The 26583-nt window shown below is 61.0% G+C and carries 23 protein-coding genes and 2 tRNA genes; 20 read left to right on the forward strand and 5 right to left on the reverse strand.

Translation table 11 applies throughout. The features are described from left to right. The first annotated feature begins 15 nt into the window (after positions 1-15). The 5 genes from phoU to ASE26_RS20270 all read left to right on the forward strand — a co-directional run bounded on the left by phoU (position 16) and on the right by ASE26_RS20270 (position 4207). Entirely contained in the window at positions 16-714 is a 699-nt protein-coding gene (gene phoU, locus ASE26_RS20250) for a phosphate signaling complex protein PhoU (RefSeq protein ID WP_055925440.1), read from the forward strand. Beyond that, positions 715-1407, forward strand: coding sequence for a phosphate regulon transcriptional regulator PhoB (gene phoB, locus ASE26_RS20255; RefSeq protein ID WP_055925444.1), 693 nt, complete (start codon positions 715-717; stop codon positions 1405-1407). It begins immediately after the preceding gene. Then, a complete protein-coding gene (phoR, locus tag ASE26_RS20260; RefSeq protein WP_055925447.1) occupies positions 1404-2717 on the forward strand; it encodes a phosphate regulon sensor histidine kinase PhoR in 1314 nt (437 codons plus the stop codon). The genes phoB and phoR overlap by 4 nt, the downstream gene beginning before the upstream one ends. An 85-nt stretch (positions 2718-2802) precedes the next feature. Continuing rightward, a complete protein-coding gene (locus ASE26_RS20265; protein ID WP_082507103.1) occupies positions 2803-3783 on the forward strand; it encodes a patatin-like phospholipase family protein in 981 nt (326 codons plus the stop codon). 19 nt (positions 3784-3802) lie between these two features. Continuing rightward, positions 3803-4207: a heme-binding protein gene (locus ASE26_RS20270; protein ID WP_055925450.1), complete on the forward strand. Its 405-nt coding sequence runs from the start codon at positions 3803-3805 to the stop codon at positions 4205-4207. 25 nt (positions 4208-4232) lie between these two features. On the opposite strand, the gene ASE26_RS20275 is transcribed toward ASE26_RS20270, so the two are convergent. After that, a complete protein-coding gene (locus tag ASE26_RS20275) occupies positions 4233-7892 on the reverse strand; it encodes a DUF3857 and transglutaminase domain-containing protein (RefSeq protein WP_055925453.1) in 3660 nt (1219 codons plus the stop codon). A gap of 130 nt (positions 7893-8022) precedes the next feature. Between ASE26_RS20275 and ASE26_RS20280 the strand changes: the two genes are divergently transcribed. From ASE26_RS20280 to ASE26_RS20305, 6 genes are all read left to right on the forward strand, one after another. After that, the gene (locus ASE26_RS20280; protein WP_162259190.1) at positions 8023-8715 is read left to right on the forward strand and encodes an ABC transporter substrate-binding protein; all 693 of its coding nucleotides are present in this window, start codon (positions 8023-8025) and stop codon (positions 8713-8715) included. Positions 8716-8717: 2 nt separating this feature from the next. Continuing rightward, positions 8718-9359: an ABC transporter substrate-binding protein gene (locus tag ASE26_RS20285; protein WP_055925459.1), complete on the forward strand. Its 642-nt coding sequence runs from the start codon at positions 8718-8720 to the stop codon at positions 9357-9359. Between the two features lie 187 nt (positions 9360-9546). Beyond that, positions 9547-10722 (forward strand): glutamine-hydrolyzing carbamoyl-phosphate synthase small subunit, encoded by a 1176-nt coding sequence (carA, locus tag ASE26_RS20290; RefSeq protein WP_055925462.1) that lies wholly within the window; start codon positions 9547-9549, stop codon positions 10720-10722. Beyond that, entirely contained in the window at positions 10723-13956 is a 3234-nt protein-coding gene (gene carB / locus ASE26_RS20295; protein WP_055925465.1) for a carbamoyl-phosphate synthase large subunit, read from the forward strand. A 97-nt stretch (positions 13957-14053) separates the two neighbouring features. Further along, positions 14054-14530 carry a transcription elongation factor GreA gene (gene greA / locus ASE26_RS20300; protein ID WP_055925467.1) on the forward strand — a complete coding sequence of 159 codons (477 nt, stop codon included), beginning with the start codon at positions 14054-14056 and terminating at the stop codon, positions 14528-14530. Next, the gene (locus ASE26_RS20305) at positions 14530-14946 is read left to right on the forward strand and encodes a DUF4149 domain-containing protein (protein ID WP_057246841.1); all 417 of its coding nucleotides are present in this window, start codon (positions 14530-14532) and stop codon (positions 14944-14946) included. The genes greA and ASE26_RS20305 overlap by 1 nt, the downstream gene beginning before the upstream one ends. 45 nt (positions 14947-14991) lie before the next feature. Here the strand turns inward: ASE26_RS20305 and yhbY are convergent, their stop codons facing one another. After that, positions 14992-15453, reverse strand: a complete 462-nt coding sequence (gene yhbY / locus ASE26_RS20310) for a ribosome assembly RNA-binding protein YhbY (RefSeq protein ID WP_055925473.1) — start codon at positions 15451-15453, stop codon at positions 14992-14994. A gap of 43 nt (positions 15454-15496) precedes the next feature. Between yhbY and ASE26_RS20315 the strand changes: the two genes are divergently transcribed. The 6 genes from ASE26_RS20315 (at position 15497) to ASE26_RS20340 (ending at position 20864) form a co-directional block, all read left to right on the forward strand. After that, positions 15497-16144: an RlmE family RNA methyltransferase gene (locus ASE26_RS20315; protein WP_055925476.1), complete on the forward strand. Its 648-nt coding sequence runs from the start codon at positions 15497-15499 to the stop codon at positions 16142-16144. Positions 16145-16299: 155 nt separating this feature from the next. Beyond that, positions 16300-18186 (forward strand): ATP-dependent zinc metalloprotease FtsH, encoded by a 1887-nt coding sequence (ftsH, locus tag ASE26_RS20320; protein ID WP_082507105.1) that lies wholly within the window; start codon positions 16300-16302, stop codon positions 18184-18186. A gap of 194 nt (positions 18187-18380) precedes the next feature. Next, positions 18381-19205, forward strand: a complete 825-nt coding sequence (gene folP / locus ASE26_RS20325; protein ID WP_057246842.1) for a dihydropteroate synthase — start codon at positions 18381-18383, stop codon at positions 19203-19205. Between the two features lie 20 nt (positions 19206-19225). After that, positions 19226-20578, forward strand: coding sequence for a phosphoglucosamine mutase (gene glmM, locus ASE26_RS20330; protein WP_055925485.1), 1353 nt, complete (start codon positions 19226-19228; stop codon positions 20576-20578). Positions 20579-20632: 54 nt separating this feature from the next. After that, positions 20633-20709: transfer RNA gene (locus ASE26_RS20335), tRNA-Pro, on the forward strand. Between the two features lie 78 nt (positions 20710-20787). After that, positions 20788-20864, forward strand: a tRNA-Arg gene (locus ASE26_RS20340). 166 nt (positions 20865-21030) lie between these two features. Here ASE26_RS20340 and ASE26_RS20345 read toward each other — a convergent pair. Both ASE26_RS20345 and ASE26_RS31080 read right to left on the reverse strand, forming a co-directional pair. Beyond that, positions 21031-21912, reverse strand: a complete 882-nt coding sequence (locus ASE26_RS20345) for a polymer-forming cytoskeletal protein (RefSeq protein WP_156397850.1) — start codon at positions 21910-21912, stop codon at positions 21031-21033. 29 nt (positions 21913-21941) lie between these two features. After that, positions 21942-22091, reverse strand: a complete 150-nt coding sequence (locus ASE26_RS31080; RefSeq protein WP_156397851.1) for a hypothetical protein — start codon at positions 22089-22091, stop codon at positions 21942-21944. A 147-nt stretch (positions 22092-22238) separates the two neighbouring features. Here ASE26_RS31080 and ASE26_RS31670 point away from each other — a divergent pair, with 147 nt between their 5' ends. Next, on the forward strand, positions 22239-22679 hold the full coding sequence (locus ASE26_RS31670; RefSeq protein WP_057246843.1) for a PEP-CTERM sorting domain-containing protein: 441 nt from the start codon (positions 22239-22241) through the stop codon (positions 22677-22679). 65 nt (positions 22680-22744) lie between these two features. Here ASE26_RS31670 and ASE26_RS20355 read toward each other — a convergent pair whose 3' ends face one another. Continuing rightward, positions 22745-23443, reverse strand: a complete 699-nt coding sequence (locus ASE26_RS20355; protein ID WP_055925494.1) for an SOS response-associated peptidase — start codon at positions 23441-23443, stop codon at positions 22745-22747. A gap of 42 nt (positions 23444-23485) precedes the next feature. Here ASE26_RS20355 and ASE26_RS30800 point away from each other — a divergent pair, with 42 nt between their 5' ends. Both ASE26_RS30800 and ASE26_RS30150 read left to right on the forward strand, forming a co-directional pair. Further along, positions 23486-23737 carry a hypothetical protein gene (locus tag ASE26_RS30800; RefSeq protein WP_055925497.1) on the forward strand — a complete coding sequence of 84 codons (252 nt, stop codon included), beginning with the start codon at positions 23486-23488 and terminating at the stop codon, positions 23735-23737. Positions 23738-23805: 68 nt separating this feature from the next. Beyond that, on the forward strand, positions 23806-26571 hold the full coding sequence (locus ASE26_RS30150; protein ID WP_082591429.1) for a hypothetical protein: 2766 nt from the start codon (positions 23806-23808) through the stop codon (positions 26569-26571). Positions 26572-26583: the final 12 nt, after the last annotated feature.

The following is a 26583-nucleotide window of genomic DNA, read 5'->3' on the forward strand; positions in this document are numbered from 1 at the left end:
GAGAGAGAAGACATTATGATGGGCGAACATTCCTCCAAAGCTTACGACACCGAACTCGAAGGCATCCGCTCCAAAGTGCTGCTGATGGGCGGCATGGTCGAGACCATGTTCCTGGATGCGATGACCTGCTTCCGCATCGGCAACCCGGAACGCGCCGAGCGCGTGGTGGCCGAAGACGCCAGCGTCAACCAGCTGGAAGTGCAGCTGGATGACCAGTGCAGCCACCTGATCGTCAAACGCCAGCCGACCGCCAACGACCTGCGTACCGTGATGGCGACGCTGAAAGTGATCACCGACCTGGAACGCATCGGCGACGAAGCGGCCAAGATCGCGCGCATCGCCAAGGCCCTGCACGCGCGCGGCGCGGTGACCCTGAATCACTACGAAATGGTGCGCACCATTGCCACCGCCACCAGCGACCTGCTGCATGATGCGCTGGACGCCTTTGCCCGCGGCGACGGGAAGCAGGCGCTCGAGCTGATCGCCCAGGACGCGGTGATCGACCACGAGTATCGTTCCATCATGCGCAACCTGATTACCTTCATGATGGAGGATCCGCGTACAATCTCGGCGGCGCTGGACACGATGTGGGTGGCCAAGGCCATCGAGCGCATCGGCGACCACGCCAAGAATATCGCCGAATACGTGATCTACGTGGTGGAAGGCAAGGATATCCGCCACTCCCACGGAGCGACCCAAGAAGCAAGCAAATAAATGGCATCCGACAAAACGACCGTACTGATTGTTGAAGATGAGCCGGCGATCGTTGAGCTGGTGAGGTTCTCGCTGCGCGAAGCGGGCTGGAACTGCGTGGTGGCGCAATCCACGCAGGAAGCATGGGAAGTCATGCAAACCCGTACCCCGCAGCTGGTGCTGCTGGACTGGATGCTGCCGGACCAGAGCGGCCTGCGCCTGCTGGCCCGCATCCGCAGCGACCGCCACTTCGCCGCCGTGCCGGTGATCATGCTGACCGCCAAGAGCATGGAAGAGGACAAGCTGGCCGGCCTGAATGGCGGCGCCGACGACTACATCACCAAGCCGTTTTCGCCGCGCGAGCTGCTGGCCCGCTCGCGCGCGCTGCTGCGCCGCAAAAGCCCGGAGCTGGCCGAAACCCAGCTCAAGGCCGGCCCGGTGGTGCTGGATCCGGTCAGCTGCACGGTGTCGATGCACGATAATAAGATCGACATCGGCCACGCCGAATACAAGCTGCTCAAATTCTTCATGGCCCACCCGGAGCGCGTGTTTTCGCGCAGCCAGCTGCTGGACAAGGTGTGGGGCGACCATGTGGTGATTGAGGAGCGCACGGTCGATGTCCACGTACTGCGCCTGCGCAAGGCGCTGAAAGATGCCGAGCACCTGATCAAGACGGTGCGCAGCGTGGGATATATGCTGACTGAAAAACCATGAATCCAAAAGTAGTGTTCTGGGTGCCGGTCGCGATCAGGCTGGGTTTCCTGCTTGCCGGGGCCGGCCTGGTATGGTGGTGGTTCGGCCTGGCGGCCGGCATCGTCACGGCGTTTGCCGGCGTGCTGGCAGCGGTCTTCATCCAGCTCAAATACCTGTACCAGCTCAGCGAATGGCTGGACAAGCCGGAGCCCGGCCGACTGCCGGACGGCTGGGGCGAATGGACCAATATCTTCTCGCGCCTGTACCGCCTGCGCCGCGACGACGAAAAGAACCAGGCCGAGTTGACCGAATGGCTGGCGCGCTTCCGCCAGGCCATGCACCTGCTGCCGGACGGCGTGGTGATCATGGACGACGTGCTGTTCCTCGAATGGTGCAACCCGGCGGCGGAAGAACACCTGGGCCTGCAGCAGGCGCGCGACAAGGGCATGCGGGTGACCAACCTGGTACGCAGCCCGGATTTCATGGATTACCTGATCCTGGGCCGCTACGACCAGCCGCTGACGCTGAATTTCCGCGGCCGCAAGCTGGTGGCGCACATCATCCCGTTTGAAAACCGGCGCCAGATCCTGGTCACGCACGATATTACCGAGACCCAGCGCGCCGAAATGATGCGCCGCGACTTTATCGCCAACGCCTCGCACGAACTGCGCACGCCGCTGACCGTGATTGCCGGCTTCCTGGAAATCGCCGCTTCGATGGAGCTGGATGCGGAAACCCGGGCCGCCCACCTCAAGCTGATGAGCGAGCAAAGCCACCGCATGCAGCACCTGATCGAGGATATGCTGACCCTGTCGCGCCTGGAATCGGTCGACCACCCGATGCGGCCCGAGCACGTGCACATCGGCGCCCTGCTGGAGCAGGTGCTGCACGAAGCGCGCGCGCTGTCCGGCGGCAAGCACGAGATCTCGCTGGAAGTGCACGGCGGCGATGTGATGGGCAATATGGACGAATTGCATAGCGCCTTTGGCAACCTGGCCTCGAATGCGGTGCGCTACACGCCGTCTGGCGGCACCATCCGCCTGCGCTGGGAGGACACGCCGACCGGGGTGCAGTTCCAGGTGCAGGACACCGGCATCGGCATCAACCCCGAACATATTTCGCGCCTGACCGAGCGCTTCTACCGCGTCGACAAGAGCCGCTCGCGCGAAACCCAGGGCACCGGCCTGGGCCTGGCGATCGTCAAGCACGTGCTGCTGCGCCACAGCGGCAAGCTGAATATCAGCTCCGAGGCGGGGCATGGCAGCACCTTCACGGTCAGCCTGCCGAAATCGCTGGCCTCAACCACTGTCGAGCCCGCGCAAGCGGCCTGAGAAGAAAAATGGGGAAAAATGGGGACGTACCCCATTTATTAGGTAAAATCTGCTCGCCTAAAAAAACGAGCAGATCAACCACTTCATGCACTTAAAACGTTTCGCTTTTGCCATCCTGGCCGCCGCAGCGCTTGCCGGGTGCCAGACTCCCACTACTACCGTTACCACCGACCTGCCGCCGCCGATCAATCCGAACGACGTGCCGCTGGTGTCGGTTGAACCTCCGGTATCGCCACCCGTGGTACCACCGGTTGCGCCGGTCCAGCGCAAGGTGAAGATCGGCCTTGCCCTGGGCGGCGGCGCCGCCCGCGGCTTCGCCCACATCGGCGTGATCAAGGCCCTGGAAGCGCAGGGCATCGTGCCCGATATCGTGGTCGGCACCAGTGCCGGTTCCGTGGTCGGCGCGCTGTACGCGGCCGGCAACGACGCCAGGGCCCTGCAGAAAATGGCTGTCGACCTCGATGAATCGACCATTTCCGACTGGGCGCTGCCGCTGTTCGGCAAGTCTTCCGGCGTGCTGAAAGGCGAAGCCCTGCAGTCGTTCGTGAACAAAGCAGTCGGCAACCGGGTGATCGAAAAGCTCAAAATGCCGTTCGGCGCCGTGGCGTCGGACTTGAAGACCGGCCAGCCCATCCTGTTCCAGCGCGGGAATACCGGCATGGCCGTGCGCGCCAGCTCGGCCGTACCGGGCGTATTCCAGCCGGTGAAGATCGGCGACCATACCTACGTCGACGGCGGCCTGGTGGCGCCGGTGCCGGTGCGCTTTGCAAAGGAAATGGGTGCGGAATTCGTCATCGCGGTGAATATTTCGACGCAGGCCGATACGCAGGCCACCACCTCGTCGCTGGAGGTCATCATGCAGACCTTCTCCATCATGGGCCAGCGCATCAACCAGCTGGAACTGCGCGATGCCGACATCGTGATCCAGCCGCCGCTGGGCAAGATGGGTTCGGCTGAATTCACCAACCGCACGGGCGCCATGCAGGCGGGCGAGCGGGCAACCCTGGCCGTCATGCCGCAACTGAAGCAAAAGCTGAAGGCGCGCCGCGAAACCCCGGCCCCATAATTATCAGGAAATCGAGAGAATGATCACCAAGCCAGTGCTGTCCCTGGACGACATCAAGAAAATCGCCGCAGCCGCCGAAGCGGAAGCGCTCAAGAACAATTGGGCGGTCACCATCGCCATCGTCGACGACGGCGGCCACCTGCTGTGGCTGCAGCGCCTGGATGGCGCAGCGCCGCTGTCGTCCCATATTGCACCAGCCAAGGCACGCCTGTCGGCCCTGGGCCGCCGCGAAACCAAGATTTACGAAGACATGATCAATGGCGGCCGTACTTCCTTCGTCGGCGTGCCGATGGTGGAAGCACCGCTGGAAGGCGGCGTGAATATCGTGGTGGATGGCCATACCATCGGCGCGGTAGGCGTGTCCGGCGTGAAGTCCAGCGAGGACGCGCAGATCGCCAAGGCTGGCATCGCAGCCCTGGGCTGAGCGCCGGAGGGACGGCCCTCCGGCATCAACTTCCTTTACTGCGCAGTATGGCCTGGGCCTTCAGGTCATGCCGCGCCAGTTCCAGCACCTTCAGCTGTTCGGCATATTCGTCCGGCGTGCACACCGCGCTGCGGTGCCGGTGCCGCAAGGTGCGCTGGACGGCGATGCTGCTGCCCAGGCGCTGGTAGCTCGCGCTGTAGCGCATCCCGGCGGCGCTGGCCTCGACATTGGAGGGCAGCGACAGCACCTCGGTGCCGGCCGGCAGTTCCAGTATGGCCTCATCCTGCGCACTGATGGCGACACAGACGAATGGCTGCGTGCGCGCCAGTTCCTGGCTGCGCAGCTGCACGGCCTGTTCGACGCCGCTGAAAATGGCGGACAGGGGCACGCCGTAGGTGCCGGCTGGCTGCAGCAGGTCTTCCAGCTCGCCCTCGAAGGCGAAGCGCTTGCCGCCGCCAGCCTTGCCGGCCTGGCTGAAGCCGAGCCGGCCACTGCCGTGCAGGCCCCGTTCGCGCAGCATGTCCGTTACCAGGTTGGCCTTCGCGTCCCTGGCGATGTGCTCGACCGCATACTGCAGGCGGCTGCTGTTGCTGCCGCTGGCCAGGTTTTCGCCCTTGAATTGCGTGCCGCCGCCGGCAGCGGCGCGGTAGCGCATGCGCGTCACCACTTTCTGGCTGAGGTCGGGCGGGGTATGGGCAATCTTTCCGCTTCGGGTCAGCAGCACGTCCTTGTCGCTGTCGCCAATGGGCAGGCTGCCGGCGGCGCTTGCGCTGTCGGTGGAGTCGAGGAACAGGTCCAGCGTGGGGATATAGGTGATCACATGGTTGAAGCCTGCGGGCACTTTGGCCAGTACGAAGGAGTCGCCCGCATTGACCAGCGCAGGCGTGCTGGCGATGCCGGCGCTTGCCAGCATGGCCTCCATCAGCACCGCGTGGTCCTTGCAGTCCCCGAAGCGGCGCGCCAGCACTTCATCGGCGGTGTGCGGGACGACGCCGCCGGCGCCAAGGTACAGCGCCACATAACGGATATTGGCGCGCACCCATTCGTGGATGGCGGCCGCTTTTTGGCGTTCGCCTTTGCGGCCTGCGACCAGTTTCGCCGCCAGCGCGCGTACGGCAGGCCCGGCTTGCGTCTTGTCGCGGAAGCGCGACTCGAATGCCTGGGCCATCTCGGCATAGTTGGCGAAAGTCGAAATGAACAGGCGCGGCCCGTAGTCGGTGAAGTCGACGGCTTCCGACTCGCGGCGCCGGTAGGCATACGGTTTCATGGTCCAGTGATAGCGGGTATAACCGTCGGCGCTGACGGGCGCCTGCGCGATGAAGTCGCCGCGTGCGTCCGCGTACACGGTACGGCCGGACGGAACGGCCACGATGATTTCATGGCCCTCGCCTGGCAGCATGTTGAGCGGGGTGTGGCTCATGACCATCTGGCCCGGATAGAGCTGTTCGCGCGCGTGGAAGCGGACATGGAACACCACGCTGTCCTCGCTTTCCAGCTGGGGAAAGACGATGCTGCGGGCGCGGCGGTCCTCCAGCATCAGGGGCCCGAAAGATGCGGCTTCGGCCTGGTCCACAATGGAAGAGGCGGGAACGTCGATGCGCGTTCCATCCGCCTTCAGCGTATAGGCTTCCAGCACCTCGACGGTTTCCAACGTGGCGTTGTAGCTGAAGCGCTGCAGCGCCATCTTGGCAATACCGCCGACGCGGTTGATTCTGATGCGGGCTCTGATGTCGACATCCGAGCTGCCATCGGCATGCAGGATGGAGTTGTGCCGGTGCTGCTCAATTGTCAGGTCCTGGTCGGTGACATCGGCGCTGCCGGTGCTGGCCTGGGTTATTGGCGCAGGCGCCGCCTGGCCTGAACGCAGCACCAGGTGGCTGCGCAAGTCCTGTGCAATGGCATCCAGCGTCGGTTTCATGCGCGTGAAATCCTCCGGGCGGCAAACGCGTCCCGCCTGGTGCGCCAGCAGGCGCCGCCTGGCCACGATGTCGGCGCCGTCGCGCTGGTAGCTGGCGCGGTAGTCGAAATAGTCGTCGTGCAGGTGCAGGCCTGGCGGCATGGACAGCAGTTCCACGCCAGCGTCGAGCTTGTAGCGGACCTGTTCGGTGACTTCGTAGGCATGGCAGGCGAAGGGGCGCAGCCTTTGCTTTTCGCGGCGCAGCGTGTCGATGCCCGAAGCCAGTGGCGCCAGCAGGTTGCCGTCGATCGCGGCTGCGGCGGTGCCGGGAAAGCTGGCGAAGTCCTTGCCGTGCGCATTGACTTTAACCAGGTAGCTGTCGCCGCTGCCGTTCTCATCGCCCTTGTCGAGGGTACCGCTGCCGCGCAGGTTGTGGCGAGCCAGCAGGTTGCCCACATAGGCCGCCGCATCGTGCACCGCGCGCATATTGCCGCGCTGGATGCTGCTGGAGGCGCCGAGGAAGGTATTGGCCATGCTGTAGTCCGCGCTGCCATCGGCGTGCACTTCGATGGTGGTGTCGCTGCGCTGTATGTCGCGCTGCTGTGAAGGCGTCTGCGCAACCTCGCCGCTGCCGGCCAGCAGGGCGGGTTTTCCCATCAGCCAGTAGGAAAGATAGCCCGACGCCGGCGTGATCGCGGAAGGGTCGATGAACCAGTCGCTGGCTGGAACATACAGCAATACCCCGCTCATCAGGTCGGGCATCGCTACCGAGGATAGCGTGTACATCGCGCCCCAGTTGACCAGGGCCGGCTGGGACTTGATATTCTGGCTGGCCAGCATTGCCTGCAGCAGGACCACGCAATCGCGCATATCGCAGTAGCGGCTTGCCAGGACTTCGCCCGCCTGGCGCGGAGCCGTGCTGCGCGCGTCGTTGAAATTGACGTCCACATGGCGCAGGTTATTGCGCACCCAGTCGGCCAGCAGATTGACTTTGGCGCGCATGCCGGTGGCCTTGCCGACGATTTCGCCTGCCTTGGCGTCGACCTCGGGCGTGGGCTGCGCGGCCGGCTCCAGCAGGGCGCCGAAGGCGCGCGCCAGTTCCGCATGGCTGGAAAAGGTGGTTACCATCATGCGCGCTTCGGTGTCGACGCGGGCTACCGCGCCGGATTCGTGCGGCGCGGCCGGGACCCCCTCGAAGTCCCATTGGTAGACCTGGTAGCCGTCCTCCTTGCGCACCGGCAGTGCCTTGAAGCCGCGCGCATCGGAATGCAGCGCCATGCCTTGCGGAACGCGGTAGATATAGCTCGCATGGCCGATGCGCTCCTGTTCGGGGGCGTTGTAGTCATTGAACTGGCCGGCGAACACCGGCGTGCGGCGTTTGATGCGCACGCGGTAGGCCACGCGGTCGCCGACGCCGACGTTGGGGAACAGGATCACCTTGTTTTGCAGGTCCAGGTATTCGGGCGCGTTGGCCGAGGCGGGCGCCTGCTGCTCGCGGATGGCGGCTGCTTCCACTTTCAAGCGCTTGCCGTTGGCCTTGACTGTCTCGGCCGAGACGATCTCAATATCTTCGCAAGCACGGTTGAAGCTGACGATGCGGTTGGCGCCATCTGCCAGGCTGGCCGCTTCATTGATGCGTATCTGGTAGGCCAGGTCGAGCTGGTAGCTGCCATCCTTCTCGATCCTGATGTCGAAGTGCTTCTTTTCAAATGTCAGGCCGCTGCTGCGGCCATCGGCGCCCAGCGCAGGCAAGGAAAGGAACAGAAAACACAGGGCGAGCAGGCGCATTGAAAGCAGAAAGTGGTGAAATTGCTATTTTAGCACTTCTTTTCAGCAACTTTTTAGGTCCATATTTCTGCCCTGACGTAACTCTTGCAAATGAGGCAAGGCATTCCTAGAATACATGCAAGGGGGAATTATGAGACCTGTGGTCGCCATGCTGCTTTGCCCAATCATCCTGTCGCTGCCGCTGCCGCTGCATGCTGAAGAGCTGCAGCTGTCCGTCATCTCGCGCAGCACCACCCACGCCGACCTGTGGAAAGCGGCGGAAGTGGCCTTCCAGCGCGCCGGCGTCACTGCGGTAGTGCGCGAAGTTTCTCCTGAGCGTTCCGCCGTGCTGGCCAATGAAGGCGCCACCGATGGCGACGTGGGCCGCTCTTCAGGCCTGGAAAAAAACTTCCCCAACCTGGTCCAGATACCTGAGCCGATCTACCAATACGCGCCCACTGCGTTTTCCTATAAGCGTTTTGATGTGGCGGCTGGCTGGGAGTCGCTGCGCTCGCACACCGTCTGTATCCGGCGCGGCCTGCGCCAGACCGACCAGCGCACCAAGGACATGACGCGCCAGGTGCTGGCCGACGAGTCGACCATGCTGCGCATGCTGGCCGCCGGCGGCTGCGACGTCGCTGTCATGGAGCGCAATAACGCACTGGCGCGCGCCGCCATGACGGCGGAGCCGCCGCTGCAACGGCTGCTGCCGCCGATGGAAGTGATGCCGCTGTATATCTACCTGCACAAAAGCCATGCGGCACTGGTACCCAAGGTGAGCGCCGCCCTGAAGCAGATGCGGGCCGACGGCACCATGCATAAACTGCTCGGCGAAGGGGAGTAGCCATGCGTATCCTGGCCGCCTTGCTGTGCGCGCTGGTATCGGCGCCGCTGCGGGGCCAGGACTTGCAGCTGTTCGTCATCCCTGACACGCCGGCCCATATGGAGGCCTGGAAAACCGTCGAGGCGGCGGCGAAACGCGCCGGCGTGCGGGTCCAGGTGCGCGCCCTGTCGTCTGAACGCGGCATGGTGCTGGCCAACGAGGGCAAGCTCGATGGCGCCGTCGGCCGCACCATGCTGGCTGCCAGCGCCTATTCACAATTGGTGGCGGTACCGGAGCCGGTCTATCTGTATGCGCCGACTGCCTATTCCTACAAGAAGATCGATGTATCGCAAGGCTGGAAATCCCTGCGCGGCCATACCCTGTGCGTGCGGCGCGGCTACAACTTTACCGAGGAACGCACCGCCGGCATGCCGCGGCAGCGCCTGGATAACGATGCGTCGCTGCTGCGCATGCTGAAGGCCGGCGGCTGTGACATTGCCGTCATGGGGCGCGGCAATAAGGAGGTAAGGGCGATGCAGGAGCACGACGCGGACCTGCTGCAATTGCTGCCACCCCTGGAAGAAGTGCCGCTTTATCTGTTCTTGCACAAACGCCATTCGACGCTGGTGCCACGATTGGCCGAGGCCCTTCGCCAAGGGCGCTGATGCTCGGCCGGGGCTTGCCGGCGAAGGAACTTTGGGTTATAATTCAAAGGTTTAGCCAATTACCATTCGACCGTAGCGCCTACCTCACACATCCATCATCATCTGACCTGCGAGCCCGGCATTGCGCCCGGTCGTCCCGTGGGTTGTCTGAGTGGCGTCGCTACGGTAACTTAATCAGGAGTTGCCCTTGCCGCCATTTTTTTCTGGCCCAGCCGTTCCAGCCATCCTGGCACTAGCCGACGGAACAATCTTTAAAGGTATTTCCATTGGCGCTGCCGGTCATACGACGGGCGAAGTCGTTTTCAATACCTCCATGACGGGTTATCAGGAAATCCTGACCGATCCATCGTATTCCCGCCAGATCGTCACCCTGACTTACCCGCATATCGGCAACTACGGTATCAATACCGAAGACGTCGAAGCATCCAAAGTCCACGCCGCAGGCCTGATCATCCGCGACCTGCCGCTGGTAGCGTCGAATTTCCGTTCCCACCAATCGCTGTCCGACTACCTGAAGGCCGAGAACATCGTCGCCATCGCCGGTATCGACACCCGCAAGCTGACCCGCGTGCTGCGCGAGAAGGGCGCCCAGGCCGGCGCCATCGTGACCGGTGTGCAGGGCAACGAGCCGTCCGTGCAGCAGGCACTGGAACTGGCGCGCAGCTTCCCTGGCCTGGCCGGCATGGACCTGGCCAAAGTCGTCACCGCACCGGAAGTCTACGAGTGGACCGAGACCGAGTGGGAACTGGGCACCGGCTATGGCAAGGTGGCCGACGCCTGCGCGGCCCGCCAATTCCATGTGGTGGCCTACGACTTCGGCGTCAAGCGCAACATCCTGCGCATGCTGGCTTCGCGCGGCTGCAAAGTGACCGTGGTGCCGGCGCAGACTTCCGCCGCCTACGTGCTGTCGCTGAACCCGGACGGCGTGTTCCTGTCCAACGGTCCCGGCGATCCTGAGCCATGCGACTATGCCATTGAAGCGACCAAAGTCTTCATGGAGAAGAAGATCCCGGTGTTCGGCATCTGCCTGGGCCACCAGATCATGGCACTGGCTTCCGGCGCCAAGACCCTGAAGATGAAGTTCGGCCACCACGGCGCCAACCACCCGGTGCAGGACCTGGACAGCAAGAAGGTGATGATCACCTCGCAGAACCACGGTTTCGCCGTGGACGCGGACACGCTGCCGGCCAACTGCCGCGTGACCCACGTGTCGCTGTTCGACAATTCGCTGCAAGGCTTCGCCCGCACCGACGTGCCGGCATTCTGCTTCCAGGGCCACCCTGAAGCATCGCCTGGCCCAACCGACGTCGCCTACCTGTTTGACCGCTTCATCAACATGATGAATGCCGCGGAGAAGAAATAAATGCCAAAACGTTCTGACATCAAAAGCATCCTGATTATTGGCGCCGGCCCGATCATCATCGGCCAGGCCTGCGAATTCGACTACTCCGGCGCGCAAGCCTGTAAAGCGCTGCGCGAAGAGGGCTACAAGGTCATCCTGGTGAACTCCAACCCGGCGACCATCATGACCGACCCGGAAATGGCCGACGTCACCTACATCGAGCCGATCACCTGGCAGGTTGTGGAGCGCATCATCGCCAAGGAAAAGCCGGACGCGATCCTGCCGACCATGGGCGGCCAGACCGCGCTGAACTGCGCGCTGGACCTGCACCGCAACGGCGTGCTGGACAAGTACAAGGTCGAACTGATCGGCGCCACCCCGGAAGCCATCGACAAGGCCGAGGACCGCTCCAAGTTCAAGGACGCGATGACCAAGATCGGCCTCGGTTCGGCGCGTTCCGGCGTGGCGCACTCGATGGAAGAATCGTGGGCGGTGCAGAAGGAAGTCGGTTTCCCGACCATCATCCGTCCATCCTTCACCATGGGCGGCAGCGGCGGCGGCATCGCTTACAACGAAGAAGAATTCGAAGCGATCTGCAAACGCGGCCTGGAAGCGTCGCCGACCAATGAGCTGCTGATCGAAGAATCGCTGCTGGGCTGGAAAGAGTACGAGATGGAAGTGGTGCGCGACAAGGCGGACAACTGCATCATCGTGTGCTCGATCGAAAACCTGGACCCGATGGGCGTGCACACCGGCGACTCGATCACCGTCGCCCCGGCGCAGACCCTGACCGACAAGGAATACCAGATCATGCGCAATGCCTCGCTGGCAGTGCTGCGCGAGATCGGCGTGGACACCGGCGGCTCCAACGTGCAGTTCTCGATCAACCCGAAAGACGGCCGCATGATCGTCATCGAGATGAACCCGCGCGTGTCCCGTTCCTCGGCACTGGCATCGAAAGCCACCGGCTTCCCGATCGCCAAGGTTGCAGCGAAACTGGCCGTGGGCTTCACCCTGGATGAACTGCGCAACGAAATCACCGGCGGCGCGACCCCGGCTTCGTTCGAACCTTCGATCGACTACGTCGTGACCAAGGTGCCGCGCTTCACGTTCGAAAAATTCCCGACCGCCGACCACCACCTGACCACCCAGATGAAATCCGTGGGCGAAGTGATGGCGATGGGCCGCACCTTCCAGGAATCGTTCCAGAAAGCCCTGCGCGGCCTGGAAGTGGGCGTGGACGGCATGAACCAGAAGACCGTCGACCGCGAGAAGCTGGAAGAGGAGCTGGGCGAGCCGGGTCCGGACCGCATCTGGTACGTGGGCGACGCTTTCGCTCAGGGCTTCACCCTGGAAGAGGTGTACCAGCTGACCAAGATCGATATGTGGTTCCTGGTGCAGATCAAGGAAATCATCGACCTGGAACTGTGGCTCGACACCCAGAAGCTGGAAAACCTGGACAAGAACACCCTGTACAAGCTGAAACAGAAGGGCTTCTCGGACCGCCGCCTGGGCTACCTGCTGCAATGCGGCGACACCGCCGTGCGCAACAAGCGCCGCGAACTGGGCATCCGTCCGGTGTACAAGCGCGTCGACACCTGCGCCGCCGAGTTCTCGACCGACACCGCCTACATGTACTCGACCTACGATGAAGAGTGCGAGTCCAACCCGACCGACAAGAAGAAGATCATGGTGCTGGGCGGCGGCCCGAACCGAATCGGCCAGGGTATCGAATTCGACTACTGCTGCGTGCACGCCGCGCTGGCGATGCGCGAAGACGGCTACGAGACCATCATGGTCAACTGCAACCCGGAAACCGTGTCGACCGACTACGATACTTCCGACCGCCTGTACTTCGAGTCGCTGACCCTGGAAGACGTGCTGGAAATCGTCGACCTGGAAAAACCGGTGGGCGTGATCGTGCAGTACGGCGGCCAGACCCCGCTGAAGCTGGCGCTGGACCTGGAAGCCAACGGCGTGCCGATCATCGGCACCTCGCCTGACATGATCGACGCCGCGGAAGACCGCGAGCGCTTCCAGAAGCTGCTGCAGGACCTGGGCCTGCGCCAGCCGCCTAACCGCACCGCGCGCACCGAAGAGGAAGCGCTGGCGCTGGCACAGGAAATCGGCTACCCGCTGGTGGTGCGTCCTTCCTACGTGCTGGGCGGCCGTGCGATGGAAATCGTGCACGAGCAGCGCGACCTGGAGCGCTACATGCGCGAAGCAGTGAAGGTGTCGAACGACTCGCCGGTGCTGCTGGACCGCTTCCTGAACGACGCCATCGAGTGCGACGTCGACTGCATCTCCGACGGCGACACCACCTTCATCGGCGGCGTGATGGAGCACATCGAGCAGGCCGGCGTGCACTCGGGCGACTCGGCCTGCTCGCTGCCGCCATACTCGCTGTCGCAGGAAACCATCGATGAACTGAAGCGCCAGACGTCGCTGATGGCCAAGGGCCTGAACGTGGTCGGCCTGATGAACGTGCAGTTCGCGATCCAGAAGCAGGATCAGGGTGATGGCCAACTGCGGGACGTCGTCTTCGTGCTGGAAGTGAACCCGCGCGCCTCGCGTACCGTGCCGTTCGTGTCCAAAGCGACCGGCCTGCAGCTGGCCAAGATCGCCGCGCGCTGCATGGTCGGCCAGAAGCTGGCGGAGCAGGGCATTACCAAGGAAGTCGTGCCGCCTTACTTCAGCGTCAAGGAAGCCGTGTTCCCGTTCGTGAAATTCCCTGGCGTGGACACCATCCTCGGCCCGGAGATGAAATCGACCGGTGAAGTGATGGGCGTGGGCGCCACCTTCGCGGAAGCCTTCGTGAAATCCCAGCTGGGCGCCGGCGTCAAGCTGCCGAAGTCGGGCAAGGTGTTCCTGTCGGTGAAAGCGTCGGACAAGCCGCGCGCCGTGAAAGTGGCGAAGGACCTGGTCGACGCCGGCTTCACCCTGTGCGCCACCAAGGGCACCGCCGCCGTGATCTCCGCCGCCGGCATTCCTGTCACCCCGGTGAACAAGATGTCGGAAGGCCGTCCGCACGTGGTCGACATGATCAAGAACCACGAAATCGTCCTGGTGATCAACACCGTGGAAGAGAAGCGTACCGCGATCAACGATTCGCGCAACATCCGTACCTCGTCGCTGGCGGCCCGCGTGACCACCTACACCACCATCGCCGGTGCGGAAGCGGCCGTGGCCGGTATCCGCCACCTGGACGAATTGCGTGTGTACGATTTACAAGGCCTGCATAAGTCTTTAAACTAAGGCCACGTAAGTAGTACGCTTGACAATATAACCACAGGGCCCGCGCTGAAGCATGGCGCGGGCTCTGTGCTTTTTAGCAATTTGACCAGAGACTGACATGAATACCGTTCCACTGACTAAATTCGGCGCCGAACTCCTGAAAGAAGAGCTGCACCAGCTCAAAACCAAGGAACGCCGCATTGTCATCGATGCCATCGCCGAAGCGCGTTCGCACGGTGACTTGTCCGAAAACGCAGAATACGATGCCGCCAAGGAGCGCCAGGCCTTCGTCGAAGGCCGTATCGCGGAGCTGGAAGGCAAGCTGAGCTCGGCCCAGATCGTGGACCCGACCACCCTGGACGCGGAAGGCCGCGTGGTGTTCGCCTCCACGGTGGACCTGGAAGACCTGGAGTCCGGCTCCAAAGTGAGCTACCAGATCGTCGGTACCGACGAGGCCGACCTGAAAATGAGCAAGGTTTCGGTCACCTCGCCAATCGCCCGCGCCCTGATCGGCAAGTATGCCGGCGACGTGGTGGAAGTGCAGGCCCCATCCGGCCCACGCGAATACGAAATCCTCGAAGTCCGCTACGTTTGATGATGCTGGCGAAAGTTCGCCTGCTGGTGGCCGCGCTGTGGGCCGGCAGCCTGTGGACGGTCGGCTACCTGGTGGCGCCGACCCTGTTTGCATCGCTGGACCGCGTGCTGGCCGGCTCGATTGCCGGCCTGGTGTTCCATGCCGAAGCGATGTTGTCGCTGGGCTGCGGCGCCGCCATGGGCGTGCTGCTGTTCTTTGGCACCCGCGACTGGACGCCCAAACGCCGCCGTTCGGTGCTGCTGATCGTGGTGGCGATGGTGATGTGCACCGTGGCCAGCCATTTCGGCATCCAGCCGATGATGGCGGCGGCCAAGGCGTCGGGCGACGCCAGCTTTGGCAAGCTGCATGGCATTTCCAGCACCATTTACCTGGTGCAGAGCCTGCTGGCAGGCTGGCTGCTCTGGAAGCAAGCCTGAAAGATCAAGACGTAAAAAAAGGCGGGGTAGCCCGCCTTTTTAATTTCAGCCCACGGTTTTCTTGGTGCCGACTTTCTTCTTGACGCGCTTGATGGTGCCGCCGGCGGTAACGCGTTCGTTCCCTTTCAGCAGGACCTTGCTCACGGATGGCTTCTTGGTGCCGGAAGCGCTTGGCTTGACGATGGTCACCATGCGCATGCCTTTGCCGGCTTTGCCGGTGGCGGACTTCTCGGCATCGACTTTCGGGCGGTACAGCACCAGCAGCTTGCCGATGTGCTGCACAGGCGCGGCGCCGGTCTTCTCGCAGATGGATTCGTACATTTCGATGCGGGCTTCGCGGTCATCACCGAAAACGCGCACCTTGATCAAGCCGTGGGAATCCAGGCCGAGCTCGATCTCCTTCATCACGGCAGGGGTCAGGCCGGATTCGCCGACGAGGACGATAGGCTTCAGGCCGTGGGCTTCGGCGCGCAGGACACTGCGTTCGGCAGGGGTAAGGTTCAGCATAGTTATTTTTGGATAGTTCTCTTAAAGGCAGTATTCTACGCTAATGGCTAAGAACAAATTAAACAAAAACTGGTTGCACGACCATATTAACGATCCGTATGTGAAGGCCGCCCAGAAGGACGGCTACCGTGCCCGGGCAGCCTACAAGCTGAAAGAGATCGACGAGGACGCCAAGTTGATCAAGCCTGGCCAGGTGATCGTCGACCTGGGCTGCACCCCTGGCTCCTGGGGCCAGTACGTGCGCCGCAAGCTGGCCGGGAAAGAGGGCGGCGGCATCAACGGCACCATGATCGGACTGGATATCCTGCCGATGGAGCCGATCTCCGATATGCACTTCATCCAGGGCGATTTCCGCGAGCAGGAAGTCCTCGACCAATTGGCCGAAGTATTGCAAGGCCGCAAGGCGGACCTTGTATTGTCCGATATGGCGCCCAATTTATCTGGTATTGCGGTGGCCGATGCTGCCCGAATGGAAGACCTTATCGATATCGCCATTGAGTTCAGCCAGCAGCATATGAAACCGGGTGGCGCTTTATTGGTGAAGTGTTTCAAAGACCTGGGATTCAGCCAGGTTGTCGAGAAATTCCGGCGCGAATTCAAGACCGTGGTGCAGAAAAAGCCGAAGGCCAGCCGCGATAAATCGTCAGAAATTTTCTTATTGGGCCGCGGGCTCAAAAATCCAGTGGAATAATGCCATTCTGGCCCTTGATTTAGCTGGAAAAACCCACATATCCTGCGCAGGAGTGTGCACCATAGGGCCGGTTTGTAGCACGGCCCGGGTTTAACGAGTAAAATCGGATTTCTGCTACAGGTAACTGGTGCGCTTTGCGCATCCAAGGAGTTTTCGTGAATAACATGTTTTCTAAATCGGCTATCTGGGTCGTTGTAGCCTTGCTGCTATTTATGCTGTTTAAGCAATTCGACAGCCACAGCATTGCCGGCGGCGCAAAGCCTATCGCTTATTCCGATCTGTTGGATGAGGTCATAGCGAAGCGCATTAAAGATGTCGTGATTGAAGGGCAGACGATTACTGCCACCCGGGTCGACGATTCCAAAGTCCGTACCACGTCCACTTTCCTGGACCGTGGCCTGATCCGCGACCTGCGCGACAACGGCGTGCGCTTCGACGTCAAGCCGCCTGAAGAGCCAGGCATCCTGCAACAGGTATTTGTATCCTGGTTCCCGATGCTGCTGCTGATCGGCGTGTGGGTATTCTTCATGCGCCAGATGCAAGGTGGCGGCAAGGGCGGCGCGTTCTCCTTCGGCAAGTCGAAGGCGCGCATGCTGGACGAAACCAACAACACCGTGACCTTCTCCGATGTGGCAGGTTGCGATGAAGCCAAAGAGGAAGTGACCGAGATCGTCGACTTCCTGAAAGACCCGACCAAGTTCCAGAAACTGGGCGGCCGTATTCCACGCGGCGTGCTGATGGTTGGTCCTCCAGGTACCGGTAAAACCCTGCTGGCACGTGCCATTGCGGGTGAAGCCAAGGTGCCGTTCTTCTCGATTTCCGGTTCGGACTTCGTCGAAATGTTTGTCGGCGTCGGCGCAAGCCGCGTGCGCGACATGTTCGAGAACGCCAAGAAGCATTCGCCTTGCATCATCTTCATCGACGAGATCGACGCTGTAGGCCGCCATCGCGGCGCCGGCATGGGCGGCGGTAACGACGAACGCGAACAGACCCTGAACCAGCTGCTGGTTGAGATGGACGGCTTTGAAGCTTCATCCGGCGTGATCGTGATTGCCGCGACCAACCGTGCCGACGTGCTGGATAAGGCGCTGCTGCGCCCAGGCCGTTTCGACCGCCAGGTTTCCGTTGGCCTGCCGGATATCCGCGGCCGCGAACAGATCCTGAACGTGCACATGCGCAAAGTGCCGATCAGCACCGACGTGAAAGCCGATATCCTGGCACGCGGTACCCCGGGCTTCTCCGGCGCCGACCTGGCCAACCTGGTCAACGAGGCTGCACTGTTTGCCGCGCGCCGCAACAAGCGCCTGGTCGACATGATCGACTTCGAAGATGCGAAGGACAAGATCTTCATGGGCCCGGAACGCAAGTCCATGGTGATCCGCGAAGAAGAGCGCCGCAATACCGCTTACCACGAGTCCGGCCACGCCGTGGTGGCCAAGCTGCTGCCGAAGGCTGACCCGGTCCACAAAGTGACCATCATGCCGCGCGGCTGGGCCCTGGGCCTGACCTGGCAGCTGCCTGAGCACGACAATATTTCGGGCTACAAGGACAAGATGCTGGAAGAGATTTCCATCCTGTTCGGCGGCCGTATCGCGGAAGAGATCTTCGTCGGCCAGATGTCGACCGGCGCCTCCAACGACTTCGCCCGCGCCACCAAGCTGGCCCGTGCCATGGTGACCAAGTACGGCATGTCCGATGCGCTGGGCGTGATGGTGTACGAAGACAGCCAGAACGACGGCTGGCTGGGCGGCGCCAACAAGACCATCTCGGAAGCGACCCAGCAGAAGGTGGACGCGGAAATCCGCACCATCCTGGATTCGCAATATGCCCTGGCGCGCAAGCTGCTGGAAGATAACCGCGAGAAGGTCGAAGTGATGACCAAGGCCCTGCTGGAATGGGAAACCATCGATGCGGACCAGGTGAACGACATCATGGCGGGCCAGGAGCCGCGCCCGCCGAAGGCCGGCACCACCATCCGCAAACAGCCAGGCAGCGACGGCCCAGGTTCCAGCCCGAACCCGAACGCCACCGCCCCAGCCTGATCGAAATCCCAAACCGGTAAACCAGTGTCAGACCCAAGGGTCTGACACTGTCATATCCGCTGTTACAGGTGTTGGTTGTAGTCCTTGACCTTCGTCGAAAGTCAAAAACTCAGAACCAGCCCCGGACGGCCGCACACCGGGGTCAGACCCTTGGGTCTGACCCGGATTTGCCGGTTTAAAAGCCTCCGCCACCCATGCCCCAACACAAGTTCGGACGCTTCAATTTCCCCACCAGCCGCGCGCTGGTGATGGGCATCCTCAACGCCACCCCTGATTCCTTCAGCGACGGCGGCCAGTTCGCCAGCCTCGACTACGCAATCACCCACGCCGAGCAGATGATCCGCGACGGCGTCGACATCATCGACATCGGCGGCGAGAGCAGCCGTCCCGGCGCTCCCGCCGTGACACTGGATGAAGAGCTGCGGCGCGTGATGCCCCTGATTTTTGCCCTGCGCGATTGCGGCAAGGCGATCAGCGTCGACACCTATAAACCGGAAGTCATGCGCGAAGCGGTCCTGGCCGGCGTCGACATGATCAACGATATAAACGGTTTCCGCGCGCCCGGCGCCATCGAAGCGGTGAAAGAGAGCGATTGCGCGTTGTGCATAATGCACATGCTTAACAATCCGACAACAATGCAAGCCAAGCCCGAGTACAATGATGTTGTGCGCGAAGTCACGGATTTCCTGGCCGAACGCATTGCCGTCCTGACGGCGGCAGGCATCGACAAAGAGCGCCTGTGGATCGACCCGGGCTTTGGATTTGGTAAAACAGTAGATCATAATTACGCATTGCTGAAGGCTGGCAGGCAAATGGTTGCCGAGCTGGGCGTGCCGCTGCTGGCTGGCTTGTCGCGCAAATCGATGATCGGCGCCATCACCGGCAAACCCGTTGAACAGCGCCTGGCAGGCAGTCTCGGCGGCGCGCTGGCAGCTGTGGCGCACGGTGCCCAGATCGTCAGGGTGCATGATGTAGCAGAGACCGTCGACGCACTCCGCGTGTGGCAGGCGGCGCATTAAGAAAAGGAAGAGAACACAATATGGCACGTAAATATTTCGGTACCGATGGCGTACGTGGCCTGGTCGGCCAGGCTCCGATCACCCCCGACTTCGTCATGCGCCTCGGCTATGCCGCTGGCAAGGTTCTGGCCAAGAGCGCTGCGACAGGCACCGCCCGCCCAGCCGTCCTGATCGGCAAAGACACCCGTATCTCCGGCTACATGCTGGAAGCCGCGCTGGAAGCGGGCTTCTCGGCCGCCGGCGTCGACGTCAAGCTGGCCGGCCCGATGCCAACCCCGGCCATCGCCTACCTGACGCGCGCGCTGCGCCTGCAAGCCGGCGTGGTGATCTCCGCCTCGCACAACCCGTTCCAGGATAACGGCATCAAGTTCTTCTCCGACCAGGGTACCAAGCTGCCGGACTCGGTCGAGCTGGACATCGAAGCCATGCTGGAGCAGCCGATGGAATGCGTCTCGCCGGAAAAGCTGGGCCGCGCCCGCCGCCTGGATGATGCCCAGGGCCGCTACATCGAGTTCTGCAAGAGCACCTTCCCGTACGAACTGGACCTGCGCGGCCTGAAAGTCGTGGTCGACTGCGCCCACGGCGCCGCGTACAACATCGCCCCCCACGTGTTCCATGAACTGGGCGCGGAAGTGGTCGCCATCGGCAACAAGCCGGACGGCCTGAACATCAACGACGGCGTTGGCGCCACCGCTCCGAAAGCCATGGCTGCTGCCGTGCTCGAGCACAAAGCCGACCTCGGCATTGCGCTGGACGGCGATGCCGACCGCCTGATCATGTGCGACGCAGCCGGCCGCCTGTATAACGGCGACGAACTGCTGTACGTAATGGTGATGGACCGTGTAGCCAACGGCGGCGTCGCTGGCGCCGTCGGCACCCTGATGACCAATATGGCTGTCGAGGTGGCGCTCAAGCAGAAGGGCATCGGCTTCGCGCGCGCCAAAGTGGGCGACCGCTACGTGCTGGAAGTGATGCAGGAAAAAGGCTGGATCCTGGGCGGCGAGGGCAGCGGCCACCTGCTGGCACTGGACAAGCACAGCACCGGCGACGGCATCATCTCCGCGCTGCAAGTGCTGTCCGCGCTCAAGCGCAGCGGCAACACCCTGGCCGAGATCGCCGGCGAAGTCACACTGTTCCCGCAAACCCTGATCAATGTGCGCGTGCCTGCCGGCTTCGACTGGCAGAAGAATGTCGCCATGGTTGCGGAAAAAGAAAAGGTGGAAGCGGAGCTGGGCGACACCGGCCGTGTGCTGATCCGCGCTTCCGGCACCGAGCCGCTGATCCGCGTCATGGTCGAAGCACGCGACGCCGATAAGGCCCAGAGCATGGCGCGCCGCATCGCCGATAAAGTTGAAACAGCGCTGGCAGCATAAAGTTGCCCGCGTGACATTGACGGATGGTGCCTCGCCGGGGTATTATTCGTTCATCGGAGTGTAGCGCAGCCCGGTAGCGCACCTGCTTTGGGAGCAGGGGGTCCAAGGTTCGAATCCTTGTACTCCGACCAGGAAATTCTAGAGCGGGTTGTCTTCGGACAACCCGCTTTTCTTTTGCGGCATGGCTTTTTCTTGCATCGCCCGCCATTCTGCCCTTAGCTCAGTTGGATAGAGCATCGGCCTTCTAAGCCGAGGGTCACAGGTTCGATTCCTGTAGGGCAGGCCAATCTCAACTCAGATTCCCACTTGTGAATGAATGGCCCGTAGCACAAACCCTATGTGCAGCGGGCGCTGGCAATAAGTCGGCCACCTTGCTGTGCAGGAGTAGCCTGGACAAGAATTTCGTGCCTATGGCGAATTGAATAAATAAGCCTCCAGGCAAAATTTCCGCCTTAGTCCACGTTGCGGCGACGGAAAAGCGCCAGTGATGCCAGGCCGATTGCCAGCAAGGGCAGCGAGCTTGGATTCGGTACTTTCGAAGTTTCTTCCGGCATCGCAGTCACGATGGAATTCAGGTCCAGTTGGATGTTCTTGCGCGCGATGAACGTGCCGCCCAAAACGGATCCCTGGTTGAAGTGCATATTGCTTCCTGCACCGGAGGCGAACAGGGTGCCGAACCATTCACTCCATGCACCTTGCGTCCAGTTGCCCTTGGTTTCGGTGTAGATGTCGTTGGCCGTACCGTTCAGCATTTCGAAATCAAATTTCGAGCCGATCTCCACGTTGTTCTTGACGAACAGGTTGATGGCGCCGCCGGACAGGTCGAAGATGAACGCGCTCTCGGCGCCTACAGTCAGCGAGTCGAAGTAGTACGTGCCTGCGCTTAGCTTCAGGGTCGAATCGTATTCAAGGTTGACCTTGCCGTATGAGCCACTTGCCATTTCGGCAGTTGCGCCGGATTTGAGGCCATAGGCTTTTCCGCCTGTCTTGAAATCGGTGGCGGTTGGCAAGGTATTCAGCGATGGGGAATTCGTCTTGCCGGCGACGGTGCCGGTGACATTGGCCTGGTACTTCACGTCCACCTGCTTGCCGGCAGTCGCATTGCCTTTGATCTGGGACTTTTGCTCAAGGGTGACATTGCCGCCGGCGCTAACATTGCCGCTCACCTGGGACTCGTATTTGGAGTGGATGTTGCCCTTGGCGCCCACGTCGCCAGTGACGTTGGTGCCTTGCTCAAGGTTGATATTGCCGCCTGCGAGGAGGGTGAATGGGGTGGCGTTAGCGAAAACTGGTGTTGCAAGAACAGCTGCGGCAGCGAGGGCTTTTAATTTCATGTTTGGCATCTAAAATTTGCTAATGGTAATCAATAATAATCAAAAGCAAGAACTGGGCCATGCATTTGTAAATCATTGATTTGTAAATGAAATGCTTGCGCCAAGTCCCCTTGATGAACACGAAGTGTAAAGTTTCCCGACATTAAGAAGGTAATTTTAATTGCCGTAATTGCAATCATGTTGCCAAATGGAGTCGGGATTTTTTACGCTTTACTCGACTGTTTTAACAATGTTTTCTACAGTCCATTGATTTTAAACAAAATTTCTCTCTCCAAACCACGGCACCTGTGTTCATGGATTCATTTGGTGGTTGGGAGTGGAAACAGATGTCCAGCGTTACCTTGGCGCATGGCACCAACGAAATTTTCGGGCTGACCAGCTCGATGAATATTTACGACCAGGGTTGGGGTGGCCAGGATCCGGCGGGTAACCAGGTTTTGATCGGCCTGTTCGCCAACGGCGCCAATTTGTTCAACGTGCACGTAGCCGGCGGTTGGCATAACTTCACGACCCAGACTTTTAACATCGCGAACGACGCCCTCGCACAGAAAAACCTCAACCTCAAACTGGACACGATTGACTGGGCATTGAACCCTGTCGTCAAGCTGCAAATGTTCGCGGCCCCAATCGGCTATCCGGGCTGGCAGCTGCATGCAAGGAATGCGACCTTCATGGTCGAGTCGGCAAAAATTCCTGAGCCTGCATCGCTGGCACTGCTTGGACTGGGCCTTGCTGGCCTGGCCGTAGCACGCCGCCGCAAAGCCTGATTGCTGGCATTGCTGCCAAGGGCTGGCCCCTGCATTGCGCAGGGGCCAGCCCTTTTTGTTTGCTGCTAAAGATCCAGCAGTGATTGCTGCTGCGGTTCGACGGCAGCTTTCTTCCTGGCCGGCGGGCGGGGGTCTTCCCACGCCAGCATCAACTCGTGCGGATAGGGATTGAGGAAGGCGCGGGCAAACTCGGGATCGCGGCAGGACAGCCAGTCGCGGTATGCTTCCGGCGGCACTACGACCAGGGTGCGCTTTTCGTCGTCCGGCTTGTGGAAGCGTTTCAACAAGGGGTGTTCGTCGGCGTTGATGGTCAGCTGGGTGAAGGCGTGGCTGACGCTGCCATCGGTTTCCTCCCAGCTGCGCCACATGCCGGCCACGGCGAACGGATGCTTGTCCGCCATGCTGATTTGCCAGCGCACGGCCTTGCCTGATTCATAATTGGGCTCGTAAAAACCCGTCATCGGTACCAGGCAAAGCTGGCTCGAACGCCAGTATCTGCTGTAGGAGCGCAGTTGGCCCACGGTTTCGCTGCGGGCGTTCATGGTGGTCAGCGATGGCATTGCCGCCGGCACATGGCGGCGCGGCACGAAACCAAAGGACGCCACCACGCATTCCGGCTGTCCGTCGAGGCCGAGGCGGATGATGGGGGCGTCGTAGTCCTTCCAGGTCTCGTCTGGCCATTCCATGCCGGCGATGTTGGACAGGTCGATGTCCATCATTTCCTGCAGCAGGTCGCGCGAAGTGGGGCGGTAATTGGTACACATGGGGGCTATGCTAACCCGATTGAGCTTGCTAAACTACTGTATATGCATACAGTTACAAGAAAGCCGCTGACCGCAGCACAACTTCGTGAAATCTGGCTGCGCAACCAGAATGACGACATGCTGGCCGTGCTGTGGGAAGTCAAACGCCTGCGCGGGCTGGTGGTGCGGGCAAGCCATTTGCATTGGACCTTCCGCGATGAACTCAAGGGCGAGCCATGCCTGGAAGAGGACCGTCCGTTTGCCACTGAAAGGGAATTGCGGCGGCGGGCCAATGCGATCCGGAATGCGGACTGAGACCATTATTTCGTTGCATCGCTGTCAACCATTGTGCCATAGTGTTTAAAACACAATGGGCGAGAATCATGGCAATGACTTCGCAGCTTCATCCACTCAAGGGTTGCACTGCCGGCCGCACAGCTGACGTGATTTTCGTGCATGGACTAGGGGGCGATCCAATTGAAACCTGGCGCCGGCCGGACTTTTCATGGCCTGAGGTGCTGGGCAGTGAAATGGAGCATGTGGGGATCTGGTCATTGGGCTATCCGGCAGCGAAAAGCGATTGGACCGGTTCCGCAATGCCTCTCGGCGACCGCGCGCAAAATGTCCTCACTTTGCTAGAAGCGCACAATATCGGTAAGTTGCCTATTATTTTTGTCGCACATAGCCTGGGCGGTTTGTTGGTGAAACAAATGTTGCGGCTTGCGGAAGACCTGTCCCAGACGCCGTGGCGGGCCATCAGCAAATCGACAAGGGGCATCGTTCTTCTCGCTACGCCCAATACCGGATCACGCCTGGCTGATCTGGGTTCTTTCCTCCCAGGGCTGCGTCCCTCGGCCGCAATCCGGGATCTGGAGCTGAACAGCGCCGGCCTTCGGCAATTAAATCTATGGTTTCGGAATAATGTAAAACGCATCGGTTGCCAGCCGCTGGTCTTTTCAGAAAAATTGCCCTGCGGCCCGGTGATCGTAGTCGATGAGGCTTCATCTGATCCAGGAATTGAGGGTGTCATTCCAATCCCGCTGGATGAAAATCACATCAGCATCTGTAAGCCAGCTTCCAGCAGCGCCTTGCAGTACCTGAAAGTGAAGCAGTTTATTGACGAACTGGTGCCCCGTGCAGAGCCAGTACAGATAGTGAGCGCTGCAAGCGCTTATCCCGGTCAAGCGGGGCATCGTCAGCAATACCTGCTCAATATTGCGGCCTGGCGTCCCAACGAAGTCAATGCGCTTGCCTTCAGCCCGTGCTCCCGCTATCTCGCTGTTGCCTCCGACGACAACACTGTACGCATATGGCGCCACGAAGGAGAAGACTTGCTCCTGACGGTGGTGGCGCATCAGGATTCGGTGAAATCTGTCTGTTGGTCGCCGGATGGGAAATACATCGCCTCGTGTTCTGCGGATGGCAGCGCAAAGATTTGGGATTTTCCCAATGGTTCGCTCAGGCGACAGTGGAATGGCGGTGACGATTGGGCGCGTGCCATTACGTGGTCGGGCGACGGGCAATGGTTAGCTTGTGGATACGCAAACGGAACGGTTCGTATTTTTCACCCTGGCAGCCCGGAAGAATTGTTTCGCCTCTCGGCGCACGATGCACGGGTGCGCGGAATTTCAGCATCGCCCTGTTCCCAATACGTGGCGAGTGGAGGCTCCGATGGTTTTGTCCAGGTCTGGCGCGCAGGCGACGGGGCAAGACATGCAACCGTCAAAATTGCCGCTTTGTTTCACCAACAGGAACAAGATCGGGCGCAGGTAATTTGCCTGGCATGGGCACCGTCTGGCGAATGGATCGCGGCGGGCACCATAGCGGGACACCTGGCCATCATTGATACGCTCACGTGGCGGATTGTCCGTGCCGCGAAAGTGGCGCGTGACTCCCTTCTTGGCTGCAGCTGGTCGCCAACTTCCGATGAAATCGTCGTAGGGTCGTCAGACCGGACCGCCGTTCGAATAGCCATTTCGGCGATGCCGAAGGCTGAGGCCATAAGCACGGCGCCTATGCCTTTTTCGAGCGGCCTCGCGGCACCTGCTGGTACCAGGATTTCAGAGCGTCCAGGATCTGTCCGGGCAGTGGCCTGGTCGCCCGATGGCCAATCAATTGCGACGGGCTCAACCGACCAAACCATTGAAATTCATGCCGAACGCGAATCAGCTGCGAAATCGACTTCAATTCTGAGAGCGCATCAATGGCGCGTGCAATGTGCGGCAGTGTCGCAGGATGGGGAAAAGCTGGCGGTAGGCAGCATTGCTCGCACAGTCGTTTTGTATGACTTGAAACAGGGGCGCTATCAATGGACGTTCGAAGGGACGACGGTCGTGGAGGGCGCCTCCGAGGATTGGGGCGGGAAGGACGTTCGTATCGTCGAAAAGCGGCGTGAAGGACTCGATGAATATGCTCGATGCCTGGCATTTTCACGTGATGGGCAATACATCGCCGTTGGCAGCGATGATCGTACTGTTCGCATCCTGGAAGCGGACAGCGGGCGCTGCACTGTTCCCGTGCTAGCGAACAGTCATGAGGAACGCATTCATTGCCTCGCGTGGTCGGCAGGCGATCGGTTCATCATTTCGTGTTCCGGAAGCGTTGTTGCCATTTGGGACCGATCATCAGGGACGGTCCACACAACACGTGCCCACCGGGGCCATATATTAAGCCTGGCATGCGCCCCATCCGGTGATGCGTTCGCCACGACGGCAGAAGATCACACTATTGTGCTTTGGCGCGGGACCACGTCGCGCGAGTTGTGCCGGACACCAGTGAGCCTGCCCCTTCTTTCATGGTCGCCCGATGGCAAGTTCATTGTGGGCGCTGGCTCGGCTGGGCATGCCTACGTCTGGAACGCGCAGTATGGGCAAATGATCGCGCAGATCGACACAGGCGATCGGATCCGTGCGCTGACCTGGACCGCCGGGCAATGCCTTATGGCGCTTGATAAAGGCGATGTACTGATCGTAGACCAGTCCACCTGGACGATTCGCTCGCGCGTGAATTCCTTATCGTCGACCCATCGCAGCTTGTGCATGCGCGTAACCGGTTATCGAATGCCGGACCAGTTGGGACTCTCATCGGAAATTGAGGTCGCGTGGACAGTGATGGAATCCGGGAATCACGCAGCCTGGAATGCAGACTGATACTATCAGTCC

This window comes from Duganella sp. Root198D2, from assembly GCF_001428585.1.
Classification (GTDB): Bacteria; Pseudomonadota; Gammaproteobacteria; order Burkholderiales; family Burkholderiaceae_D; genus Rugamonas.

Coding starts and splice junctions, on each gene's coding strand:
- ASE26_RS20345 (WP_156397850.1), bottom strand. CDS start 21,912: ATGAAATTAAAAGCCCTCGCTGCCGCAGCTGTTCTTGCAACACCAGTT.
- phoR (WP_055925447.1), top strand. CDS start 1,404: ATGAATCCAAAAGTAGTGTTCTGGGTGCCGGTCGCGATCAGGCTGGGT.
- ASE26_RS31670 (WP_057246843.1), top strand. CDS start 22,239: ATGTCCAGCGTTACCTTGGCGCATGGCACCAACGAAATTTTCGGGCTG.
- ASE26_RS31080 (WP_156397851.1), bottom strand. CDS start 22,091: ATGATTGCAATTACGGCAATTAAAATTACCTTCTTAATGTCGGGAAAC.
- ASE26_RS20275 (WP_055925453.1), bottom strand. CDS start 7,892: ATGCGCCTGCTCGCCCTGTGTTTTCTGTTCCTTTCCTTGCCTGCGCTG.
- ASE26_RS20305 (WP_057246841.1), top strand. CDS start 14,530: ATGATGCTGGCGAAAGTTCGCCTGCTGGTGGCCGCGCTGTGGGCCGGC.
- ASE26_RS20315 (WP_055925476.1), top strand. CDS start 15,497: ATGGCTAAGAACAAATTAAACAAAAACTGGTTGCACGACCATATTAAC.
- phoU (WP_055925440.1), top strand. CDS start 16: ATGATGGGCGAACATTCCTCCAAAGCTTACGACACCGAACTCGAAGGC.
- greA (WP_055925467.1), top strand. CDS start 14,054: ATGAATACCGTTCCACTGACTAAATTCGGCGCCGAACTCCTGAAAGAA.
- ASE26_RS30800 (WP_055925497.1), top strand. CDS start 23,486: ATGCATACAGTTACAAGAAAGCCGCTGACCGCAGCACAACTTCGTGAA.
- ASE26_RS20280 (WP_162259190.1), top strand. CDS start 8,023: ATGAGACCTGTGGTCGCCATGCTGCTTTGCCCAATCATCCTGTCGCTG.
- carB (WP_055925465.1), top strand. CDS start 10,723: ATGCCAAAACGTTCTGACATCAAAAGCATCCTGATTATTGGCGCCGGC.
- folP (WP_057246842.1), top strand. CDS start 18,381: ATGCCCCAACACAAGTTCGGACGCTTCAATTTCCCCACCAGCCGCGCG.
- ASE26_RS20270 (WP_055925450.1), top strand. CDS start 3,803: ATGATCACCAAGCCAGTGCTGTCCCTGGACGACATCAAGAAAATCGCC.
- phoB (WP_055925444.1), top strand. CDS start 715: ATGGCATCCGACAAAACGACCGTACTGATTGTTGAAGATGAGCCGGCG.
- ASE26_RS30150 (WP_082591429.1), top strand. CDS start 23,806: ATGGCAATGACTTCGCAGCTTCATCCACTCAAGGGTTGCACTGCCGGC.
- yhbY (WP_055925473.1), bottom strand. CDS start 15,453: ATGCTGAACCTTACCCCTGCCGAACGCAGTGTCCTGCGCGCCGAAGCC.
- ASE26_RS20355 (WP_055925494.1), bottom strand. CDS start 23,443: ATGTGTACCAATTACCGCCCCACTTCGCGCGACCTGCTGCAGGAAATG.
- glmM (WP_055925485.1), top strand. CDS start 19,226: ATGGCACGTAAATATTTCGGTACCGATGGCGTACGTGGCCTGGTCGGC.
- ASE26_RS20285 (WP_055925459.1), top strand. CDS start 8,718: ATGCGTATCCTGGCCGCCTTGCTGTGCGCGCTGGTATCGGCGCCGCTG.
- ASE26_RS20265 (WP_082507103.1), top strand. CDS start 2,803: ATGCACTTAAAACGTTTCGCTTTTGCCATCCTGGCCGCCGCAGCGCTT.